This window comes from Marivivens marinus (assembly GCF_035969385.1).
In the GTDB taxonomy this organism is placed as follows: Bacteria; Pseudomonadota; Alphaproteobacteria; order Rhodobacterales; family Rhodobacteraceae; genus SELP01.
The window spans coordinates 145128-161742 of the sequence record NZ_JAYKKJ010000002.1; the positions used below are offsets into that span (position 1 = coordinate 145128).

Below are 16615 nucleotides of genomic sequence, written 5' to 3' on the forward strand. Positions count from 1 at the left end.
GGATGTCCTTTCCTAAGTCGTTTCTCTTTGGATCAGCTCAGCCGCAAGGGCGCGATAGGCTTCGCTTCCCTTCGAGGCTGGATCGTATTGCAGGATCGGCATGGCGAAGGACGGCGCCTCGCTCAGCCGCACGTTCCGCGGGATCATTGTTTCGAACACAAGCCCCTCAAGATTGTCGCGCGCATCCGCCTCGACCTGTTGGGACAGATTGTTTCGCTTGTCATACATGGTCAGGACAATGCCTTCGATCCGCAGGTTCGGATTCGCGGTCTGGCGGACCTCACGCAGGGTCAGCATCAGTTGCGACAGACCTTCCAGCGCGTAAAACTCACTCTGCAACGGCACAAGCACGGAATGGGCGGCGACCATAGCATTGACTGTCAAAATGTTGAGGCTGGGCGGACAGTCAATCAATATATAGTCGAGCGCGAAGGCATCCATCGCGGATTGGCGCAGCGCGTCATGCAGCAAGAAGCTGCGTTTTTCATTCGAAATCAGCTCGATATCGGCCGAGCTGAGGTCGGTATTCGCCGGAACGATCAGCAGGTTTTCGAAACCAGTCTCCTTGACCACGTCAAAAATCGGCGCATCTCCGGCCATGAGGTCATAGGTGGTGTGATCGCGCTGGTCGCGCTCGATGCCAAGCCCGGTCGATGCGTTCCCCTGCGGATCAAGGTCAATCAGCAGGACGCGCTGCCCCGATTCCGCAAGCGCCGCAGCCAGATTCACCGCCGTTGTCGTCTTGCCCACGCCACCCTTTTGATTGGCGATGGCGATGATTTTCGGAGCGCTGACGCGGCTAAGGTCTGGCACGTTGGATGTTCCTGATAGTTAGGATTCTTGCCTCGGGGTCGGTGATACTTTGCGTTTCCTGAAGATCAAAGGTCCAATTTTCCCGGGCCTGCGCGATTTCCTCGTCAGCGCGACGCCCTTTCGGAAAGATCGCGACGCCATCCAGGGCAAGGTGTTGTTCTGCATAGGCAAAAAGACCGTCGAGCGCGGCGAGCGCTCGCGCGGTCAGCACATCGGCGGCCTGAGGCGGCGCCTCTTCGATCCGCTCGGTCCGGACAGTAGCCGCAAGATCCAACTCACGGATCGCAGTCCGCAGGAAGGTCGCCTTGCGCTGGTCGCTTTCGATCAGGGTCATGGTCAAGTCGGGCCAATGATCCCGTGCCACAATAGCAATGACGATCCCCGGAAAACCGCCACCGGACCCAAGATCCACCCAGCGCTGGGGCGTTCCCGGCACAAGCGGGACGAGTTGGAGCGAATCGAGGATGTGCCGCCCCCAGATGTCCAAAAGATCGGATTTCGAGACCAGATTGATCCGAGGCGACCATTTTGCCACTAATCCTTCGAACGCCTTGAGGCGTTCATATGTTTCACGTGAAACATCCCCCGCCCCGGTCGCGACCGAAGTCATGCCGAACGTGCCTTTTCGGTCCGGCGAATCTTCGACAGAACCAGCATCAGGGCCGCAGGCGTCATCCCGTCGATCCGCGCCGCCTGCGCTATATTGGACGGACGCACCTTTGACAGTTTGGTTGCCAACTCCGTCGAAAGCCCCGAGATGTCTTTGAAATCAAGGGTTTCCGGGATTAGCACCGCCTCGTCTTTGCGCAACACCTCGATGTCACGGTTTTGCCGCGCGATGTAATGGGCATAGAGCGCGTCGCGCTTTACCTGTTCCGCAATCTCCGCCGGAATATCCGCCGCTTCGGGCGCGAGGGATGTCAGATGCGCGAATTCAAAATCGTTCAAGGACAGCGCGTCGAGTGCCGAGCGGCTTGGCCCATCGGGGTTCAGGTTCGCTCCGGCCCCGGCAATCTGCCGGGCCGACAGGGCGATATCGGAAAGCTGCGCCTTGGCCTGCATGAGTTGATCGAGCTTGGCCGAGAACGCCTCCCACCGGCGAACACCGACAAGACCGGCCTCGCGTCCTTTTTCGGTGAGCCGCTGGTCCGCATTGTCCGCACGCAGGGACAAGCGGAATTCGGCGCGCGAGGTGAACATGCGGTAAGGCTCAGAAACTCCGCGTGTGACCAGATCATCCACCATGACGCCGATATAGCTGTCAATCCGGCTAAACTCGATCGGATCAAGCGACCTGGCCAACCGCGCGGCATTCAGCCCGGCAACAAGGCCCTGCGCCGCCGCCTCCTCGTATCCCGTGGTCCCATTGATCTGCCCAGCGAGGAACAGGCCGGGCACGTCACGCAGTGACAATGTGTGGGTCAGCGCGCGCGGATCGACGTAATCGTATTCGATGGCATATCCGGGCTGTGTGATCGCCACCTGTTCCAGCCCCTTGATCGAACGAACATAGGCCTCTTGCACATCAACAGGCAGAGAAGTCGAAATGCCGTTTGGATATATTGTCGGGTCATCAACCCCTTCGGGTTCAAGGAAAATCTGGTGCGAAGTCTTGTCGGCAAAGCGCACGATCTTGTCTTCGATCGACGGGCAATAGCGCGGACCGACCCCTTCGATATGGCCGCCATACATCGCCGAGCGGGTCAGATTTTCCCGGATGATGTCATGGGTCCGCGCATTGGTGTGGGTGATGCCGCAGGAAATCTGGCGCGCGGATACCCCTGTAGACAGGAAGGAAAACAGCGCCGGGTCATCGTCGCCCGGCTGCATTTCCAGCCCGTCCCAATTGATGGTCCTGCCGTCAAGACGGGGCGGCGTTCCGGTTTTCAACCGCCCAATTGGCAGGCCGAACCCATAAAGTCGGTCCGCCATGGCGACCGAGGGTCGTTCGCCCATGCGCCCGCCCGGCCTGGACACGTCGCCAATATGGATGACCCCGCGCAGGAATGTTCCAGTGGTCAGAACGACGGCTCCCGCCGATATGCCCGATCCGTCCGCGAGTTGAACTCCTGCGACACGGTCCCCATCCATGATGAAGTCGGTCGCTTCGCCCTCGACGATCGAGAGATTGTCTTGCGCCTCGGTCAGGCGGAGCATTTCCCGGCGGTAGATTGCGCGGTCCGCTTGGGCGCGTGGGCCCTGAACGGCCGGCCCTTTCTTACGGTTCAAAAGCCGGAATTGAATCCCGGCAAGGTCGGCGACCACACCCATCACACCGTCAACCGCGTCAATCTCGCGGACGAGGTGGCCCTTCCCCAGCCCGCCGATGGCAGGGTTGCAGGACATCACCCCGATCCCGTCACGGCGCAAAGTAACAAGAGCTGTGCGCGCGCCGGTGCGGGCGGCGGCATGAGCGGCCTCGGTTCCGGCATGTCCGCCGCCAACCACGATTACGTCGAAGTCGCGATGTTTCACGTGAAACACTCCTTACTTCCCGATGCAGAAGCTCGAGAAGATTTCGTCCAAGAGGTCTTCTACATCAACCCTGCCGACAAGAGATTCAACCGCCCGGACGGCGCTGCGCAGGTCTTCGGCCACAAGATCGGCCATTTCTGACCCGGATCTGATCTGGTTTTCTGCGGAGTCCAGATGCTCGGCGGCCCGAACCATTGCCATGCGATGCCGTTCCCGCATGGCGATTCCGATATTGGCGACCCGGCCCGACAGGGTTTCCGTGACCTGATCGATCAGGCGTTCAACACCTTGCCCGGTCTTGGCGGATAACCCATCCGCCAGATTCCGTTCGTCGGCCCGGGCCTGAATGGCAATGTCATCATCAACCAGATCAAGTAGAGGTTGATCCCCGTCCCCCAACATATAGATGCGAAGATCGGCCAGCCGCGCCCGCTCCAACCCGCGGTCGATGCCGATCTTTTCGACCACGTCATCGGATGCCCGCAGGCCTGCGGTATCAAGGAAGGTCACCGGAAGCCCGCGCAGGTCCATCTTCACCTCGATCACATCGCGCGTGGTGCCGGCAATCTCAGAGGTGATGGCGGCCTCGCGGCCCGCGAGCCGGTTTAGAAGCGTGGACTTCCCGACATTGGGGGCACCGACAATCGCCACTTCGAACCCGGCGCGAACCCGCTCTGCCGCTGCGACGCCGGCGGATTCGGCGCGCATCTCGGCCTGAACGGCACCGATCAGGTCCAGAACTTCGGGCGAGACATCGACGGGAACTTCCTCGTCAGCGAAGTCGATGGTCGCCTCGATCAGCGCGGCGGCGCGGATGAGGCGTGTTCGCCAGCTTTCCGCCTTGTCCCCCAAGGCCCCCGAAAGAACGCGCATCGCCTGCCGCCGCTGCGCCTCTGTCTCGGCCTCGATCAGGTCGGCAAGCCCTTCGACCTGCGCGAGGTCAAGCTGCCCATTTTCAAGCGCACGGCGGGTGAATTCCCCCGCTTCTGCTTGTCTGAACCCCGGTAGTTCAGACAACAGGTGCAAGACGCGGCCGGTGATCGCAGGGCTGCCGTGCAAATGCAGCTCGACCACCTCTTCGCCGGTAAAGCTGTGGCCCTTTGGGAAGGTGAGGACCAGCGCCTGATCAACCGGTTCGCCGTCGAAATCCCGAATGGTCCGAAGCCCCCGTTCCGGCAAATCCCGCACCAGACGCCCGACCCCGGACACAGCATCCGGCCCGGACACGCGCAGAACCGCAACGCCTGCCTTCCCCGGCGCAGAGGCCAGGGCAAAGATCGTATCCATGTCCAACCCCCTTTGGCCCGCGGGTCAGGTGTTCATCGAATCGAAGAAGTCCGAGTTTGTCTTGGTCTGTTTCAGCTTCGAAATCAGGAATTCGATCGCATCGGTGGTGCCCATCGGGTTCAGGATGCGCCGCAGAACATAGGTCTTTTGCAGGTCCACCTTGTCGACCAGAAGATCTTCTTTCCGGGTGCCCGACTTGAGAATGTCCATCGCCGGGAACACGCGCTTGTCCGCAACCTTGCGGTCCAGAACGATTTCAGAGTTACCAGTGCCCTTGAATTCTTCGAAGATCACCTCGTCCATGCGGCTACCGGTGTCGATCAGGGCGGTGGCGATAATGGTCAGCGAACCGCCCTCTTCGATGTTCCGGGCGGCGCCGAAGAACCGCTTGGGCCGCTGCAGGGCGTTGGCGTCCACACCGCCAGTCAACACCTTGCCCGAGGACGGAACAGTGGTGTTGAAGGCCCGGCCAAGGCGCGTGATGGAGTCGAGCAGGATCACCACGTCGCGCTTGTGTTCGACCAGTCGCTTGGCCTTTTCGATGACCATTTCGGAGACGGCCACGTGGCGGGACGCCGGTTCGTCGAAGGTCGAGGAGACGACCTCGCCCTTCACCGACCGCTGCATGTCGGTCACTTCTTCGGGGCGTTCGTCGATCAGCAAGACGATCAGATAGCATTCCGGGTGATTGCGTTCGATCGAATGGGCAATGTTTTGCAGCAGCACGGTTTTACCGGTCCGCGGCGGCGCCACGATCAGCGACCGCTGACCTTTGCCGATCGGCGAGACAAGGTCGATGATCCGGGCCGAGCGATCCTTGATGGTCGGATCGTCTTCGATCTCCATCTTCAGACGCTCATCCGGATAAAGCGGCGTCAGGTTGTCGAAGGCGACCTTGTGCCGGGCTTTTTCCGGATCTTCAAAGTTGATCGATTCAACAGTGACCAGCGCGAAGTAGCGTTCGTTGTCATTGGGTTCCTTGATCACCCCTTCGACGGTATCGCCAGTGCGCAGGCTGTACTGCTTGATCATCTCGGGGCTTACATAGATATCGTCCGGGCCGGGCAGATAGTTTGCCTCGGGCGAGCGCAGGAAGCCAAAGCCGTCCTGAAGCACCTCGAGCACACCATCGCCGCCGATGATCCAATCCTCGTCCGCGCGTTCCCGCAGGATCGCGAACATCATGTCGCCTTTGCGCATGGTCGAAGCGTTTTCGATCTCGAGTTCTTCAGCGAGGGAGAGAAGATCCTTAGGGCTTTGCGCCTTGAGATCGGCAAGGTTCAGACGGTGCTGGGACATGGAATACGGCCTTTGACAGCCTCGGGGCTGATCATGCTGGAAATGGGTATGGAATCCTCCCCACCGGACGGCAGGGCACGTCCCACATAGGCAGGCGCGCAAGCCCTGTCAATCTTGGGTCAGTATTTCACCACGACGGAGAATACGATCAGGAACATCATCAGCGTCGGCACTTCGTTGATCATCCGGTAGGTCCGGCCGGTGCGGGTATTGGTGCCAGCGGAAAATTCCTTGCGCCGCAGAGCCAGCCAGTGATGCGCCCATGTCATCACGATCACGGCGAAGGCCTTAACCCAGGGCCAAGGCTGCGACCAGTCCACGATCCCCGGTGTGAAAACTAGGCAAAGGCCAAAGATCCATGTCGCGATCATCGCCGGGTTCATGATCACGCGCAGCAATTTCTGTTCCATGACCTGAAAGGTCTGATCCAGTTCTGACCCGGTGGTAGCCCGTTCAGCGTGATAGACGAACAGCCGGGGAAGGTAGAACATACCCGCCATCCATGAAATGACAGAGATGATGTGCAGGGACTTGATCCAGGGATACACGGCGATCAGCAGATCAATGATCCAGTCTTTCATTGTGATCATGTAGTCCCCCTGTCTGCCCTTCTTAAAATATAAAAGATAAAGAAAAGAAAGATGATGTTGTTTGGGGTGGGGATAAGCCGTGTTTCCCGAGTTTTCCCCGGAGTTGTCCCACGTTCGTTCACTTGGGCCAAGCGCAATGGGTTTTCCGGAGGGCCATTTTCATAATATTTTCATATGTTTAATTACGCGATGAAAGCACAAAGACAAAAGAAGTCATCTTGACTCGCCACGCACAGCGGATTCGTCCACATCCCCCGACTTTTCCTTTCCCACCGTGGAAAACCCTTTGGTGACTCAGCTGTTTGAACAGCAAAATTGCACTCGGTCCGATGCAGCTCTAGAAGTCACAGAACCATCCCGATGATTGCCCAAAGGCTTACCCGCAGGATTATCCACATGACTGACCGTATCATCCTGGCGTCTGGTTCTGAAATCCGGGCCACGCTGCTGCGGAACGCCGGCGTGACGTTCGACGTGATCCCCGGGCGCGTGGATGAAGAGGCGATCAAAACCGCGCTTCTGGCGGAAGGGGCCAAGCCGCGTGATATCGCGGATGCGCTGGCGGAAATGAAGGCCCGGAAGATCGCCGGCAAACATCCTGAGGCGCTGGTGATTGGTTGCGATCAGGTTTTGGCCTTCGACGGTTCGATCCTGTCAAAGCCGCGGACGCCCGAGGAGGCCCTGTCGCATCTTCAGGCGATGCGCGGCAAGACCCACGAGCTGCTGTCTGCCGCGGTGATCTATGTAGAGGCAGAGCCGCAGTGGCGGTTTGTCGGGAAGGTGCGTCTGACGATGCGGAGCCTGTCCGACGCCTATCTGGCCGATTACGTGGAGCGTAACTGGGACAGCATTCGCCACAGTGTCGGCGGATATAAGCTCGAGGAGGAAGGCGCCCGGCTGTTCGCCCGTGTCGATGGCGATTATTTCACCGTTCTGGGTCTGCCGCTCTTGGAACTCTTGTCTTACCTCTCGCTTCGCGGAACATTGCCGTCATGAGTGACCATAAGATCCCCCTTGCCGGTGTTATCGGCGCGCCCATCGCCCATTCGAAATCCCCGCGTCTGCACGGCCATTGGCTGCGGACCTACGGGATTCCGGGGCATTATGTCCCGCTGCACGTGGAACCGGATGACCTTGAGACCGTGTTGCGGACCCTGCCGAAGATGGGGTTTCGGGGGGTGAACATCACCATCCCGCACAAGGTGGCCGCGCTGGAGATCGCCGATCAGATCTCCGACCGGGCTACCCTGATCGGGGCGGCAAATACGCTGACGTTCCGCGCGGATGGAAAGATTCATGCCGATAATACAGACGGTTACGGATTTCTGGAGAACCTGAAGCAAGGCGCGCCGGGATGGAAACCCAATGCCGGTCCGGCGCTGGTTCTTGGCGCGGGTGGCGCCGCGCGGGCGGTGATTGTTGCCCTGATGGAAGCGGGCGCGGCGGACATTATCCTGACCAACCGCACCCGTCCCAAGGCGGACGAATTGCGCGCCGCCTTTGGCAAGAAGGTGCGCGTGGTTGATTGGGTCAAGGCGGGCAATGCGGTGGAGGAAGCCGCGACGGTCGTCAATACGACGTCGCTTGGCATGGTCGGCGCGCCGGAATTCCGGGTGCCGCTGGACGGGCTGCGCCCCGGAACGGTTGTCACCGATATTGTTTATGCTCCGCTGCGCACCAAGCTTCTGGAGGCCGCCGATGCGGCGGGCTGCATCACCGTCGACGGGCTGGGCATGCTGTTGCATCAGGGCGTTCCGGGATTTGAACGCTGGTTCGGTGTCCGGCCCGAGGTGGATGTGAACACCCGCGCCGCGGTGCTGGGATGAGCTGGCTTCTTGGCCTGACCGGCTCCATTGGCATGGGCAAGTCGACAACGGCGCAGATGTTCCGCGATGAAGGCATACCGGTCTGGGATGCGGATGCAGCGGTGCACAGGATCTATGCCAAGGGCGGCGCGGCTGTTGCGCCGGTGACGGCCGCGCTGCCGGATGCGGTGGTGGACGGCGCGGTGTCCCGAGACGCATTGAAGACCATGATCGCGAAAGATGCCGGGGTTCTGAAGACATTGGAACAGATCGTGCACCCGCTGGTCGCTGCGGACAGAGCCCGATTTCGCGAGACGGAAACAGCGGATATCCTTGTATTCGACATCCCCCTTCTGTTCGAAACCGGTGCGGACAGCTGGCTGGATAGCGTTCTGGTGGTCACCGCCCCGGCGGAGGTGCAGCGTGCCCGCGTGCTGGACCGTCCCGGGATGACCGAGGCGCAGCTGGAGACCATTCTGGACCGGCAAATGCCGGATGCCGAGAAACGCGCCCGAGCCGATAATGTGATCGAGACCCTGACTCTCGACAGCACCCGCGCCGCCGTGCGAGACCTGATTGCCGAGATCAGGGGGAAGATGTCCAACCATGCGTGAAATCGTTCTCGATACTGAGACCACCGGGTTTGATCCGGAATCCGGCGACCGGATCGTTGAAATCGGCGCGATCGAGCTGGTGGGCCATATGCCGACCGGTCGCACCTATCACCAATACATCAACCCGGAACGGTCCATGCCCCGCGAGGCGTTTGAGGTGCATGGGATTGGTCCTGACCTGCTGGAACCGCCGGAAGAGCCAAAGCCCGGCGCGGTCATCCTGCGCGACAAGCCGGTGTTCAAGGCGGTCGGACAGGCATTTGTCGATTTCATTGGCGATGCCAAGCTGGTGATCCACAATGCCGCTTTCGACATGAAGTTCCTGAATGCTGAACTTAAGTGGATCGGCCTGCCAGAGATTGCCTGGGAACGGGCGGTGGATACGCTGGCCATCGCGCGGCGCCGGTTTCCGGGGTCTCCGGCCTCCCTTGACGCGCTCTGCCGCCGGTTCGGGATCGACAATTCGTCGCGGACGCTGCACGGCGCGCTTCTGGACAGTGAAATCCTTGCAGACGTCTATCTGGAACTGATTGGCGGGCGGCAGCCGGATTTCGCGCTCCAGGCGAAACCCCAGCAAAACGGCAGGTCGGATTCGTCGGGTGAGGGAAGCGAATGGCGGGCCTATCAGCGCCCCAATCCTCTGCCCGCGCGGATCACGGAAAAAGAAGCCGCCGCCCATGCTGCGTTTGTCGAGGCATTGGGCGACGGCGCGCTTTGGAAAAAGGGCAGCTGACGCCGCCCCAAGGTCGATCAGTTGGCCTTGGCCTTCTGTTCTTCGACCCGACGGGCCAGTTCCTGACGATACAGCGCCAGAAAATCGATGGTGTCGAGGTTGACCGGCGGGAAGCCCCCGTCGCGGGTCACGTCGCTGACCACGCGGCGCAGGAAGGGGAAGGTCATGCGCGGGCATTCGATCAGCAGATAGGGGTGTAGCTGTTCTTCCGGCAGGCCGTCGATGTGGAACAGACCGGCATATTCCATCTCGAGCAGGAACAGCGGGCTTTGGTCCGATTTGTTGTTCGAGGTCACGGTCAGCTTGGTGATCACCTCGTACTGGTTTTCACCGCGCTTGCGGGCGTCAAGGTTCACCTTCACGGCAAGTTGCGGCTGAACCTCACCCTGCGCACCCTTCTGGGCGAGGATGTTTTCGAACGACATGTCGCGCACGTACTGCGCGAGGATCTTCGAGGTTACTTTCGGCTGCTCGGCGGTCGGGGCGGCGCCGGCGGTTTCGTTTTCGGCCATGGGTTCCATGCTCCTGCAAAAAATTTCCAGCTGTTCCTATCAGCCAGCGGCAGAAGGCTCAATGCCCGCGCGGACCGTCGTCCGGACGGGTCCAGCCAGAGGGTTTCCGGGGGCCATCGTCGACCACTTCGAAATCCCCGTCGATGACATCGGCGCGCTGCGGGTGCTGCGGCCGGGGCGTGCCGAATTCGACGACATTCACACGTTGGCGGACCCAACGAAATGCGGCGGCCCGAACGGGCGGCACCAGTAGGGCAAACCCGACCGCATCGGTGAAAAGCCCGGGTGTCAGCAGAAGCGCCCCGGCAAACAGGATCATCGCCCCGTTGGCCAGCGGTTCGGTCGGATCGTTCAGGTCGTTGAAGGATTGTTTCAGCCGCGACATCTCGCGCGCGCCCTGGCTGCGCACCAGATTTGACCCGATCACCGCCGTAATCACCACAATCGCCAATGTTGGCCACAGCCCGATTGCCCCGCCGACGTTGATGAACAGCGCGATCTCGATCAGCGGAACGAGGATGAAGGCGACAAGGAGCCACATGGGATGATTTCCTTTCCAGCCCGTGTGTGGACTTGATTGGGGGGCTGACATACATAAGTCCAATCGCAGATGTAAACGAAGCCCTTCCTGTTCAAGAGGTCCCAATGAACGCACCTATCATACAGCTTTTGGTTCTGGCCGGTATCGCCGTGTTCCTGATCCTCAAGCTGCGGAGCGTCCTTGGGACGCGCGAAGGGTTTGAAAAACCGCCCGTCACCATTGAACGCCGCCGTAATCCGGGGTTCGAGGTGATCGAAGGCGGCCCGGACCGCGATATCGTGGACAATGTCCCCGATGGTAGCGACGCCGCCAAGGCGTTGGCAGCGATGAAACGGGTCGATGGTGACTTTGCCGTGGGCGATTTTGTGCAGGGCGCGCGCGGTGCCTATGAAATGATCCTGATGGCATTTGAACATGGTGAATTGGCTGATGTGAAGCCGTTTGTCTCGGACGAGATATACGAGGCGTTTGCCGATGTGGTCGAAGATCGGGCCCAGCGCGGCCTGACCATCGAATCCGAATTCATCGGCGTGTCTGACATTGCCATCACCGAGGTGGAGTTTGACGAGGTCAGCCGCGAGGCCGATGTGACTGTCCGTTTCATCGGCGAACTGACCTATCAGGTGCGCGATGCGGCGGGCGATGTGATCGAGGGCAACGCGACCACGCCCAAGCGGCAGAAGGACGTCTGGACCTTCTCGCGCGTGATGGGGTCCGACGATCCGAACTGGATTCTTGTCGCCACCGGGGAATGATCCCGGCGCCATCGGCGGGGTAGAGCCAAGAGGGCTGGCATGACCGCTGTCCGCTATCATGTTCTGAAATTTTCGGACCTGACCGGCTGGGCAGCGGATGATCACGCCGCCGCGCTCGAGGCTTTTGCGCGAACATCCGATGTCCTGACAGGGCCAGACTGGGCAGAGGCCGTGCGGGAAATGCGCACCGGCGGAACCGCCCGCGACTGTCTTGAAAACGCGCTGTGTCCGATCCTGATTGACGATGGCAACCCTGCCCATTTCACCGGATATTATGAGCCCGAACTATCGGGCAGCCCGGTCCGGACCGCTGACTTGTCTCACCCGATCCACGCCCTGCCCCGCGATCTGCCCGATGGCCCCTGGCTGACCCGGCAGGAGATCGAGGAGGGCGATGCGCTGACCGGGCATGAGTTGCTTTGGCTGGCCGACCCGGTTGACCGGTTCTTTCTTCAGGTGCAGGGGTCGGGGCGGATCAGGTTCCCAGATGGGGCGGTTGTCCGGGTCGGATATGCGGGGCGCAATGGCCATCCCTACGCCTCGGTCGGGCAAGAGCTTGTCCAGCGGGGTATTTTCACGGCGGATCAAGTCTCGGCCCAGGCGATCAAGGACTGGGTCCGGGCAAGGCCGGACGAGGGCCAGCGCCTGCTTTGGCACAATCCATCCTATGTCTTCTTCCGGCTTCTGGAGGGGATCGACCCGGACGATGGCCCTATCGGCGCGCTGGGCAAGCCTGTCACGGGGGGCCGGACGGTTGCCGTGGACCCGGACTATGTGCCATTGGGGGCGCCGGTCTGGATCGAAACACAAGGCAAGGACGCCATGAACCGCCTGATGGTTGCACAGGATGTCGGATCGGCGATCAAGGGCGCGCAGCGGGCCGATATCTTTTTCGGCACCGGGGATGCCGCCGGACTGGCCGCGGGCCGGACCAATGCGGGCGGGCGGATGGTTGTCCTTTTGCCCCGGGCCATGGCCGCCCGGATCGCCGAAGGGCTGGACTGATGCGCAGGCCCCGGCACCTGTCACCCGAGGAGCGTGCGTTGTGGGACATGGTCGCCCGCCGCGCCAAGCCGATGCACGACGGGACGCGCGACAGGCCGGAGCCGCTGGAAGGTCTGTCGAAGAAGCCGAAAAAAGCGCCGGCACCAAAGGACTTTCCGGATATCGAGCCTTTCCAGCTTGGCCAGAAGGCAGGCCAAACGTCCCCGGGTCACGATCTTCAGCCCGGAATTGCCCAGCATCTGGCCCGCGCACCCGTTCAGATGGACGCGAAGCAGCATGTCCGGATGAAGCGGGGCAAGCTGTCGCCCGAGGCGCGGATCGACCTGCACGGGATGACAGTGGCCGAGGCGCATCCGGCGCTGGTGTCGTTCATCCTTGGCGCCCATGCCGACGGGTGCCGTCTGGTTCTGGTGATCACCGGAAAAGGCAAGGACCGGGACGACGGCGGGCCGATCCCGACCCGGTTCGGGGTGTTGCGTCATCAGGTGCCGCAATGGCTGCACCTGCCGCCCCTGCGCAACGCGGTGCTTCAGATTACCCCGGCCCATATCCGGCACGGCGGCAACGGGGCCTATTACGTCTATCTACGTCGCGGGCGATAACCGCCGCCGCGCGCTGCGCACCGGATGCACCATCGCGATCCCGGCAAGGGCGAAGCAGGCGGCATATCCCAGAAGCTGCCGCTCGAACCCGATCCCAAGGTCGATCATCCACCCGGACAGTCCAGGACCGATGGCCGACCCAAAGACCATGACAGCCGCGATTCCCGCCTTGATAGAGCCGAGATTCCGGGTTCCAAACAGCTCTGCCCAGCAGGCGGAAAGCAGGGTCGCCTGCCCGCCACCGGCAAGCCCCATCAGGATCACCCCGATTGCCGTCCAGAAAACAGTGGCCGTCAGGGCGTGAAGGGTGAAGGCAACGATCAGGGGCAAAAGGTAGATCGGCAGAAGGCGCACCGCGCCAAACCTGTCGATCCCGAACCCGTAGAGGACCGTGGAAAAGGTCAGAGTCAGCGTCCCCAGCGGAAAGACCGCGACAAGCGACAGGTGGTCCCAGCCCTTGATCTCGGCGAAATGGACCTGCTGGAACCAGAAGGCGGTGCCGAAGGCGGGAAAGAAGATCAGCGCCGGGACAAGGGCGAAGAACAGCGGCGAGGTCAGCGCCTCTTTTCGGGTCCAGTGCCGGTTGTCCATGCCGGGGGCGCTGTTGGCCTCGATATCGGCGGCGGGGGTGCGTTCGGTCCGAAGGAGGAGAAGCAGGACGGGAATGACGACGACAAGAAAGATCGCGGCGCCGGTCCAGATCAGCCGCCAGTCGAAATACTCCTTCAGCCAGACGATCGTGACCGGCAGCGTCGCCTCGCCCAGCGCGAACCCCATAGAGGCGATGGCCAGCGCCCGGCCCCGGGTCGCGACGAACCAGCGCGCCATGGCCACCATCGACAGATGCGTCGACATCCCCTGCCCGCCGAACCGCAGGGCAAAGATCACCACCGGCAACAGAAGCGCCGACCAGTTGAGCGCCATGGAAAGGCACGCCAACGCAAAGAACAGAAGGACGAAGATGCCCACGACCCGGACCCGAAACCTGTCGGCCAGCCCGCCCGCGAAGACCATCGCGATGGCCGAGGCGGTGGTGCCCAGCGTGTAGATGCCGCCCCATTGCCCGTGGCTGAGGCCGAAGCTGTCGCGAATCTCGCCCGCGAAGATCGAGATGAAGAAGGTCTGCCCAAAGGATGACAGGAACGACAAAAGCGCCCCGGCGGCAAGCCAGGGCGCGTTTTCGCGGATGAAGCGGAATGTATCCATGGCCCTGCCTTTCGGCGCCACATTGCGCCGAAAGCGGAGCCTTGAAAAGGGTCAGAGGACGTAGCGGCTTACATCTGTTGACCGGCTGAGTTCGCCAAGGTGTTCTTCGACGAAATCGGCATCGACCTTGATGGTTTCCCCACCCCGGTCGGGCGCGGTGAAGGACAGATCCTCGAACACCCGCTCCATGACGGTGTAAAGCCGCCGCGCGCCAATGTTTTCAACGCTTTCGTTGACCTCGGCCGCGATATGGGCCAGCGCCTTGATCCCGTCTTCGGTAAAGGCAACCAGCACGTCTTCGGTGCCCATCAACGCGGTGTATTGCCGGGTCAATGCATTGTCGGTTTCGGTCAGGATGCGAACGAAATCATCCTCGGTCAGAGCCCGCAGTTCGACCCGGATCGGCAGGCGGCCCTGAAGTTCCGGTAACAGGTCTGACGGCTTGGCGACATGGAAGGCGCCCGACGCGATGAACAGGACATGGTCGGTCTTGACGGGGCCGTGTTTGGTGCTGACGGTGGTGCCTTCGACCAGCGGCAACAGATCGCGCTGTACCCCTTCGCGGCTGACATCGGCGCCACGTGCCTCGGCGCGGGCGCAGACCTTGTCGATCTCGTCCAGGAAAACGATCCCGTTTTGTTCGACGGCCTCGAGCGCCGCCTTCTTCACTGTTTCATCGTCCAGAAGCTTGTCGGCCTCTTCGCTGATCAGCACGTCATAGCTTTCGGCGACGGTCAGTTTCTTGCGCACGGTCCGCTGGAAGGCTTTGCCGAAAAGTTCTCCCAGATTCATCATGCCCGGCATCCCTGCCCCCGGCTGACCGGGGATTTCAAAGCCGCCCATCGGGTTGGACTGATCCTGCACCTCAAGCTCGATGACGGTGTTGTCCAGCTCGCCCGCCCGAAGTTTCTTGCGAAACGCCTCGCGGGTGCCTTCGCGGGCGGCCTCGCCTGCGATGGCGTCGATCACCCGCTCTTCGGCGGCTTGCTGGGCGTTGGCCTTCACCTCGTCGCGCATGTGTTCGCGGGTATCCAGGATGGCCACATCGACAAGATCGCGGATGATCTGTTCCACGTCGCGACCGACATAGCCGACTTCGGTGAACTTCGTTGCCTCAACCTTGATGAAGGGCGCGCGGGCGAGCTTTGCCAGACGGCGGCTGATCTCGGTCTTGCCGACGCCGGTCGGCCCGATCATCAGGATGTTCTTGGGATAGACCTCGTCGCGCAGGTCGTCGCCCAGCTGCTTGCGCCGCCAACGGTTGCGCAGCGCCACGGCGACGGCCCGTTTTGCATCCTTCTGTCCGATAATGAAACGGTCGAGTTCCGAGACGATCTCGCGGGGGGTCAGGTCAGTCATTTCGAAAGGCTTTCCACGGTCAGGTTGCCGTTTGTGTAGACGCAGATGTCAGCGGCGATCGCCATGGCCTTGCGCGCGATGGTTTCTGCGTCGTGGTCGCTGTCCATCAGCGCGCGTCCGGCGGCGAGCGCGTAGTTGCCGCCCGATCCGATCGCCGCGATGTCATGTTCCGGTTCCAGCACATCACCGGCGCCGGTAATCACGAAAAGCTCGGACCCGTCGGTGACGATCAGCATCGCCTCGAGTTTTTGCAGGTATTTGTCGGTGCGCCAGTCCTTGGCCAGTTCGACGCTGGCGCGGGCAAGCTGGCCCGGCGTCGATTCAAGCTTCTTTTCCAGCCGCTCAAGCAGGGTAAAGGCATCGGCGGTGGACCCGGCAAACCCGGCAACCACATCATGTCCACCGGGCGACAGGCGCCGGACCTTGCGGGCGGTTCCCTTGATCACGGTCTGGCCAAGGCTGACCTGCCCGTCACCGGCGATGACCACCTTGCCGCCCTTACGGACCCCGATGATCGTGGTGCCGTGCCACCCGGGAAACTCTTCTTTCGACATCGCTTTGGCCCCTTGTTTGTTCCCGCCCTATATGGCGGCGGTCGGACCATCCCGCAACCGGCGCAACGAAAAAGGGCGCCACCGGGGCGCCCTTTCGCAATTCATTCGGCTGCGATCAGATGGAGGAGCTGATCCAGTCGGACAGCGCTGCCTTAGGGGCGGCGCCGGCCTTGTTCGCGACAACCTCGCCATCCTTGAAGACGAACAGCGCCGGGATGCCGCGCACGCCAAGTTGCGACGGGGACATTGGGTTTTCGTCGACGTTGACCTTTACCACCTTGACCTTGCCGGCCATCTCTTCCGAGATTTCTTCCAGGGCGGGGCCGATCATCCGGCAGGGGCCGCACCATTCGGCCCAGAAATCGACAACCACGGGGATGTCGGACTGACGCACTTCGGCGTCAAAGGTATCGTCGGTGACTGCTACGGTTGCCATCGGGCTTCTCCAGTTGCGTACTTGGGTCG

The 16615-nt window shown here is 61.5% G+C and carries 19 protein-coding genes; 7 read left to right on the top strand and 12 right to left on the bottom strand.

The features are described 5' to 3' along the window. Positions 1–12: 12 nt before the first annotated feature. The 6 genes from U3648_RS03330 to hemJ form a co-directional block, all read right to left on the bottom strand. Positions 13–813, bottom strand: coding sequence for a ParA family protein (locus U3648_RS03330; protein WP_420857826.1), 801 nt, complete (start codon positions 811–813; stop codon positions 13–15). Continuing rightward, complete coding sequence (gene rsmG / locus U3648_RS03335; protein WP_420857827.1) at positions 800–1423, bottom strand: 16S rRNA (guanine(527)-N(7))-methyltransferase RsmG; 624 nt, start codon at positions 1421–1423, stop codon at positions 800–802. The genes U3648_RS03330 and rsmG overlap by 14 nt, the downstream gene beginning before the upstream one ends. Continuing rightward, complete coding sequence (gene mnmG, locus U3648_RS03340; protein WP_420857828.1) at positions 1420–3288, bottom strand: tRNA uridine-5-carboxymethylaminomethyl(34) synthesis enzyme MnmG; 1869 nt, start codon at positions 3286–3288, stop codon at positions 1420–1422. Before mnmG ends, rsmG begins: the two co-directional genes overlap by 4 nt. Positions 3289–3300: 12 nt before the next feature. Continuing rightward, positions 3301–4575, bottom strand: coding sequence for a tRNA uridine-5-carboxymethylaminomethyl(34) synthesis GTPase MnmE (mnmE, locus tag U3648_RS03345; protein WP_420857829.1), 1275 nt, complete (start codon positions 4573–4575; stop codon positions 3301–3303). 24 nt (positions 4576–4599) lie between these two features. Beyond that, positions 4600–5874 (bottom strand): transcription termination factor Rho, encoded by a 1275-nt coding sequence (gene rho / locus U3648_RS03350; RefSeq protein WP_420857830.1) that lies wholly within the window; start codon positions 5872–5874, stop codon positions 4600–4602. Between the two features lie 119 nt (positions 5875–5993). Next, positions 5994–6455 (bottom strand): protoporphyrinogen oxidase HemJ, encoded by a 462-nt coding sequence (gene hemJ, locus U3648_RS03355; protein WP_420858097.1) that lies wholly within the window; start codon positions 6453–6455, stop codon positions 5994–5996. Between the two features lie 405 nt (positions 6456–6860). On the opposite strand from hemJ, the gene U3648_RS03360 reads away from it, so the two are divergent. From U3648_RS03360 to dnaQ, 4 genes are read left to right on the top strand one after another with little or no spacing between them, the layout of a single operon-like run. Beyond that, positions 6861–7460, top strand: coding sequence for a Maf family protein (locus U3648_RS03360; protein ID WP_420857831.1), 600 nt, complete (start codon positions 6861–6863; stop codon positions 7458–7460). Next, positions 7457–8290, top strand: a complete 834-nt coding sequence (locus U3648_RS03365; protein WP_420857832.1) for a shikimate dehydrogenase — start codon at positions 7457–7459, stop codon at positions 8288–8290. Before U3648_RS03360 ends, U3648_RS03365 begins: the two co-directional genes overlap by 4 nt. Next, on the top strand, positions 8287–8883 hold the full coding sequence (coaE, locus tag U3648_RS03370) for a dephospho-CoA kinase (RefSeq protein WP_420857833.1): 597 nt from the start codon (positions 8287–8289) through the stop codon (positions 8881–8883). Before U3648_RS03365 ends, coaE begins: the two co-directional genes overlap by 4 nt. Further along, positions 8876–9616 (top strand): DNA polymerase III subunit epsilon, encoded by a 741-nt coding sequence (gene dnaQ, locus U3648_RS03375; RefSeq protein WP_420857834.1) that lies wholly within the window; start codon positions 8876–8878, stop codon positions 9614–9616. The genes coaE and dnaQ overlap by 8 nt, the downstream gene beginning before the upstream one ends. A 17-nt stretch (positions 9617–9633) precedes the next feature. Here the strand turns inward: dnaQ and secB are convergent, their stop codons facing one another. Together secB and U3648_RS03385 are read right to left on the bottom strand one after the other, a co-directional pair. Further along, the gene (secB, locus tag U3648_RS03380; protein WP_129682157.1) at positions 9634–10128 is read right to left on the bottom strand and encodes a protein-export chaperone SecB; all 495 of its coding nucleotides are present in this window, start codon (positions 10126–10128) and stop codon (positions 9634–9636) included. Positions 10129–10186: 58 nt separating this feature from the next. After that, positions 10187–10669 carry an FxsA family protein gene (locus tag U3648_RS03385; protein WP_420857835.1) on the bottom strand — a complete coding sequence of 161 codons (483 nt, stop codon included), beginning with the start codon at positions 10667–10669 and terminating at the stop codon, positions 10187–10189. A gap of 104 nt (positions 10670–10773) precedes the next feature. Between U3648_RS03385 and U3648_RS03390 the strand changes: the two genes are divergently transcribed. From U3648_RS03390 to U3648_RS03400, 3 genes are read left to right on the top strand one after another with little or no spacing between them, the layout of a single operon-like run. Next, complete coding sequence (locus U3648_RS03390; protein ID WP_420857836.1) at positions 10774–11424, top strand: Tim44/TimA family putative adaptor protein; 651 nt, start codon at positions 10774–10776, stop codon at positions 11422–11424. 39 nt (positions 11425–11463) lie between these two features. Then, on the top strand, positions 11464–12429 hold the full coding sequence (mltA, locus tag U3648_RS03395; protein WP_420857837.1) for a murein transglycosylase A: 966 nt from the start codon (positions 11464–11466) through the stop codon (positions 12427–12429). Next, positions 12429–13031, top strand: a complete 603-nt coding sequence (locus U3648_RS03400) for a Smr/MutS family protein (RefSeq protein WP_129682149.1) — start codon at positions 12429–12431, stop codon at positions 13029–13031. Before mltA ends, U3648_RS03400 begins: the two co-directional genes overlap by 1 nt. Here U3648_RS03400 and U3648_RS03405 read toward each other — a convergent pair. From U3648_RS03405 to trxA, 4 genes are all read right to left on the bottom strand, one after another. Then, the gene (locus tag U3648_RS03405) at positions 13014–14237 is read right to left on the bottom strand and encodes an MFS transporter (RefSeq protein ID WP_420857838.1); all 1224 of its coding nucleotides are present in this window, start codon (positions 14235–14237) and stop codon (positions 13014–13016) included. The genes U3648_RS03400 and U3648_RS03405 overlap by 18 nt on opposite strands. A 51-nt stretch (positions 14238–14288) precedes the next feature. Beyond that, on the bottom strand, positions 14289–15596 hold the full coding sequence (gene hslU / locus U3648_RS03410) for an ATP-dependent protease ATPase subunit HslU (RefSeq protein WP_420857839.1): 1308 nt from the start codon (positions 15594–15596) through the stop codon (positions 14289–14291). Continuing rightward, positions 15593–16150 carry an ATP-dependent protease subunit HslV gene (gene hslV / locus U3648_RS03415; RefSeq protein ID WP_420857840.1) on the bottom strand — a complete coding sequence of 186 codons (558 nt, stop codon included), beginning with the start codon at positions 16148–16150 and terminating at the stop codon, positions 15593–15595. The genes hslU and hslV overlap by 4 nt, the downstream gene beginning before the upstream one ends. Before the next feature lie 115 nt (positions 16151–16265). Then, positions 16266–16586: a thioredoxin gene (trxA, locus tag U3648_RS03420; protein ID WP_420857841.1), complete on the bottom strand. Its 321-nt coding sequence runs from the start codon at positions 16584–16586 to the stop codon at positions 16266–16268. Positions 16587–16615 lie beyond the last annotated feature (29 nt).

Coding starts and splice junctions, on each gene's coding strand:
- U3648_RS03405 (WP_420857838.1), bottom strand. CDS start 14,237: ATGGATACATTCCGCTTCATCCGCGAAAACGCGCCCTGGCTTGCCGCC.
- dnaQ (WP_420857834.1), top strand. CDS start 8,876: ATGCGTGAAATCGTTCTCGATACTGAGACCACCGGGTTTGATCCGGAA.
- U3648_RS03365 (WP_420857832.1), top strand. CDS start 7,457: ATGAGTGACCATAAGATCCCCCTTGCCGGTGTTATCGGCGCGCCCATC.
- U3648_RS03400 (WP_129682149.1), top strand. CDS start 12,429: ATGCGCAGGCCCCGGCACCTGTCACCCGAGGAGCGTGCGTTGTGGGAC.
- mltA (WP_420857837.1), top strand. CDS start 11,464: ATGACCGCTGTCCGCTATCATGTTCTGAAATTTTCGGACCTGACCGGC.
- rsmG (WP_420857827.1), bottom strand. CDS start 1,423: ATGACTTCGGTCGCGACCGGGGCGGGGGATGTTTCACGTGAAACATAT.
- hslV (WP_420857840.1), bottom strand. CDS start 16,150: ATGTCGAAAGAAGAGTTTCCCGGGTGGCACGGCACCACGATCATCGGG.
- coaE (WP_420857833.1), top strand. CDS start 8,287: ATGAGCTGGCTTCTTGGCCTGACCGGCTCCATTGGCATGGGCAAGTCG.
- hslU (WP_420857839.1), bottom strand. CDS start 15,596: ATGACTGACCTGACCCCCCGCGAGATCGTCTCGGAACTCGACCGTTTC.
- trxA (WP_420857841.1), bottom strand. CDS start 16,586: ATGGCAACCGTAGCAGTCACCGACGATACCTTTGACGCCGAAGTGCGT.
- rho (WP_420857830.1), bottom strand. CDS start 5,874: ATGTCCCAGCACCGTCTGAACCTTGCCGATCTCAAGGCGCAAAGCCCT.
- hemJ (WP_420858097.1), bottom strand. CDS start 6,455: ATGAAAGACTGGATCATTGATCTGCTGATCGCCGTGTATCCCTGGATC.
- U3648_RS03390 (WP_420857836.1), top strand. CDS start 10,774: ATGAACGCACCTATCATACAGCTTTTGGTTCTGGCCGGTATCGCCGTG.
- mnmE (WP_420857829.1), bottom strand. CDS start 4,575: ATGGATACGATCTTTGCCCTGGCCTCTGCGCCGGGGAAGGCAGGCGTT.
- U3648_RS03385 (WP_420857835.1), bottom strand. CDS start 10,669: ATGTGGCTCCTTGTCGCCTTCATCCTCGTTCCGCTGATCGAGATCGCG.
- secB (WP_129682157.1), bottom strand. CDS start 10,128: ATGGCCGAAAACGAAACCGCCGGCGCCGCCCCGACCGCCGAGCAGCCG.
- U3648_RS03360 (WP_420857831.1), top strand. CDS start 6,861: ATGACTGACCGTATCATCCTGGCGTCTGGTTCTGAAATCCGGGCCACG.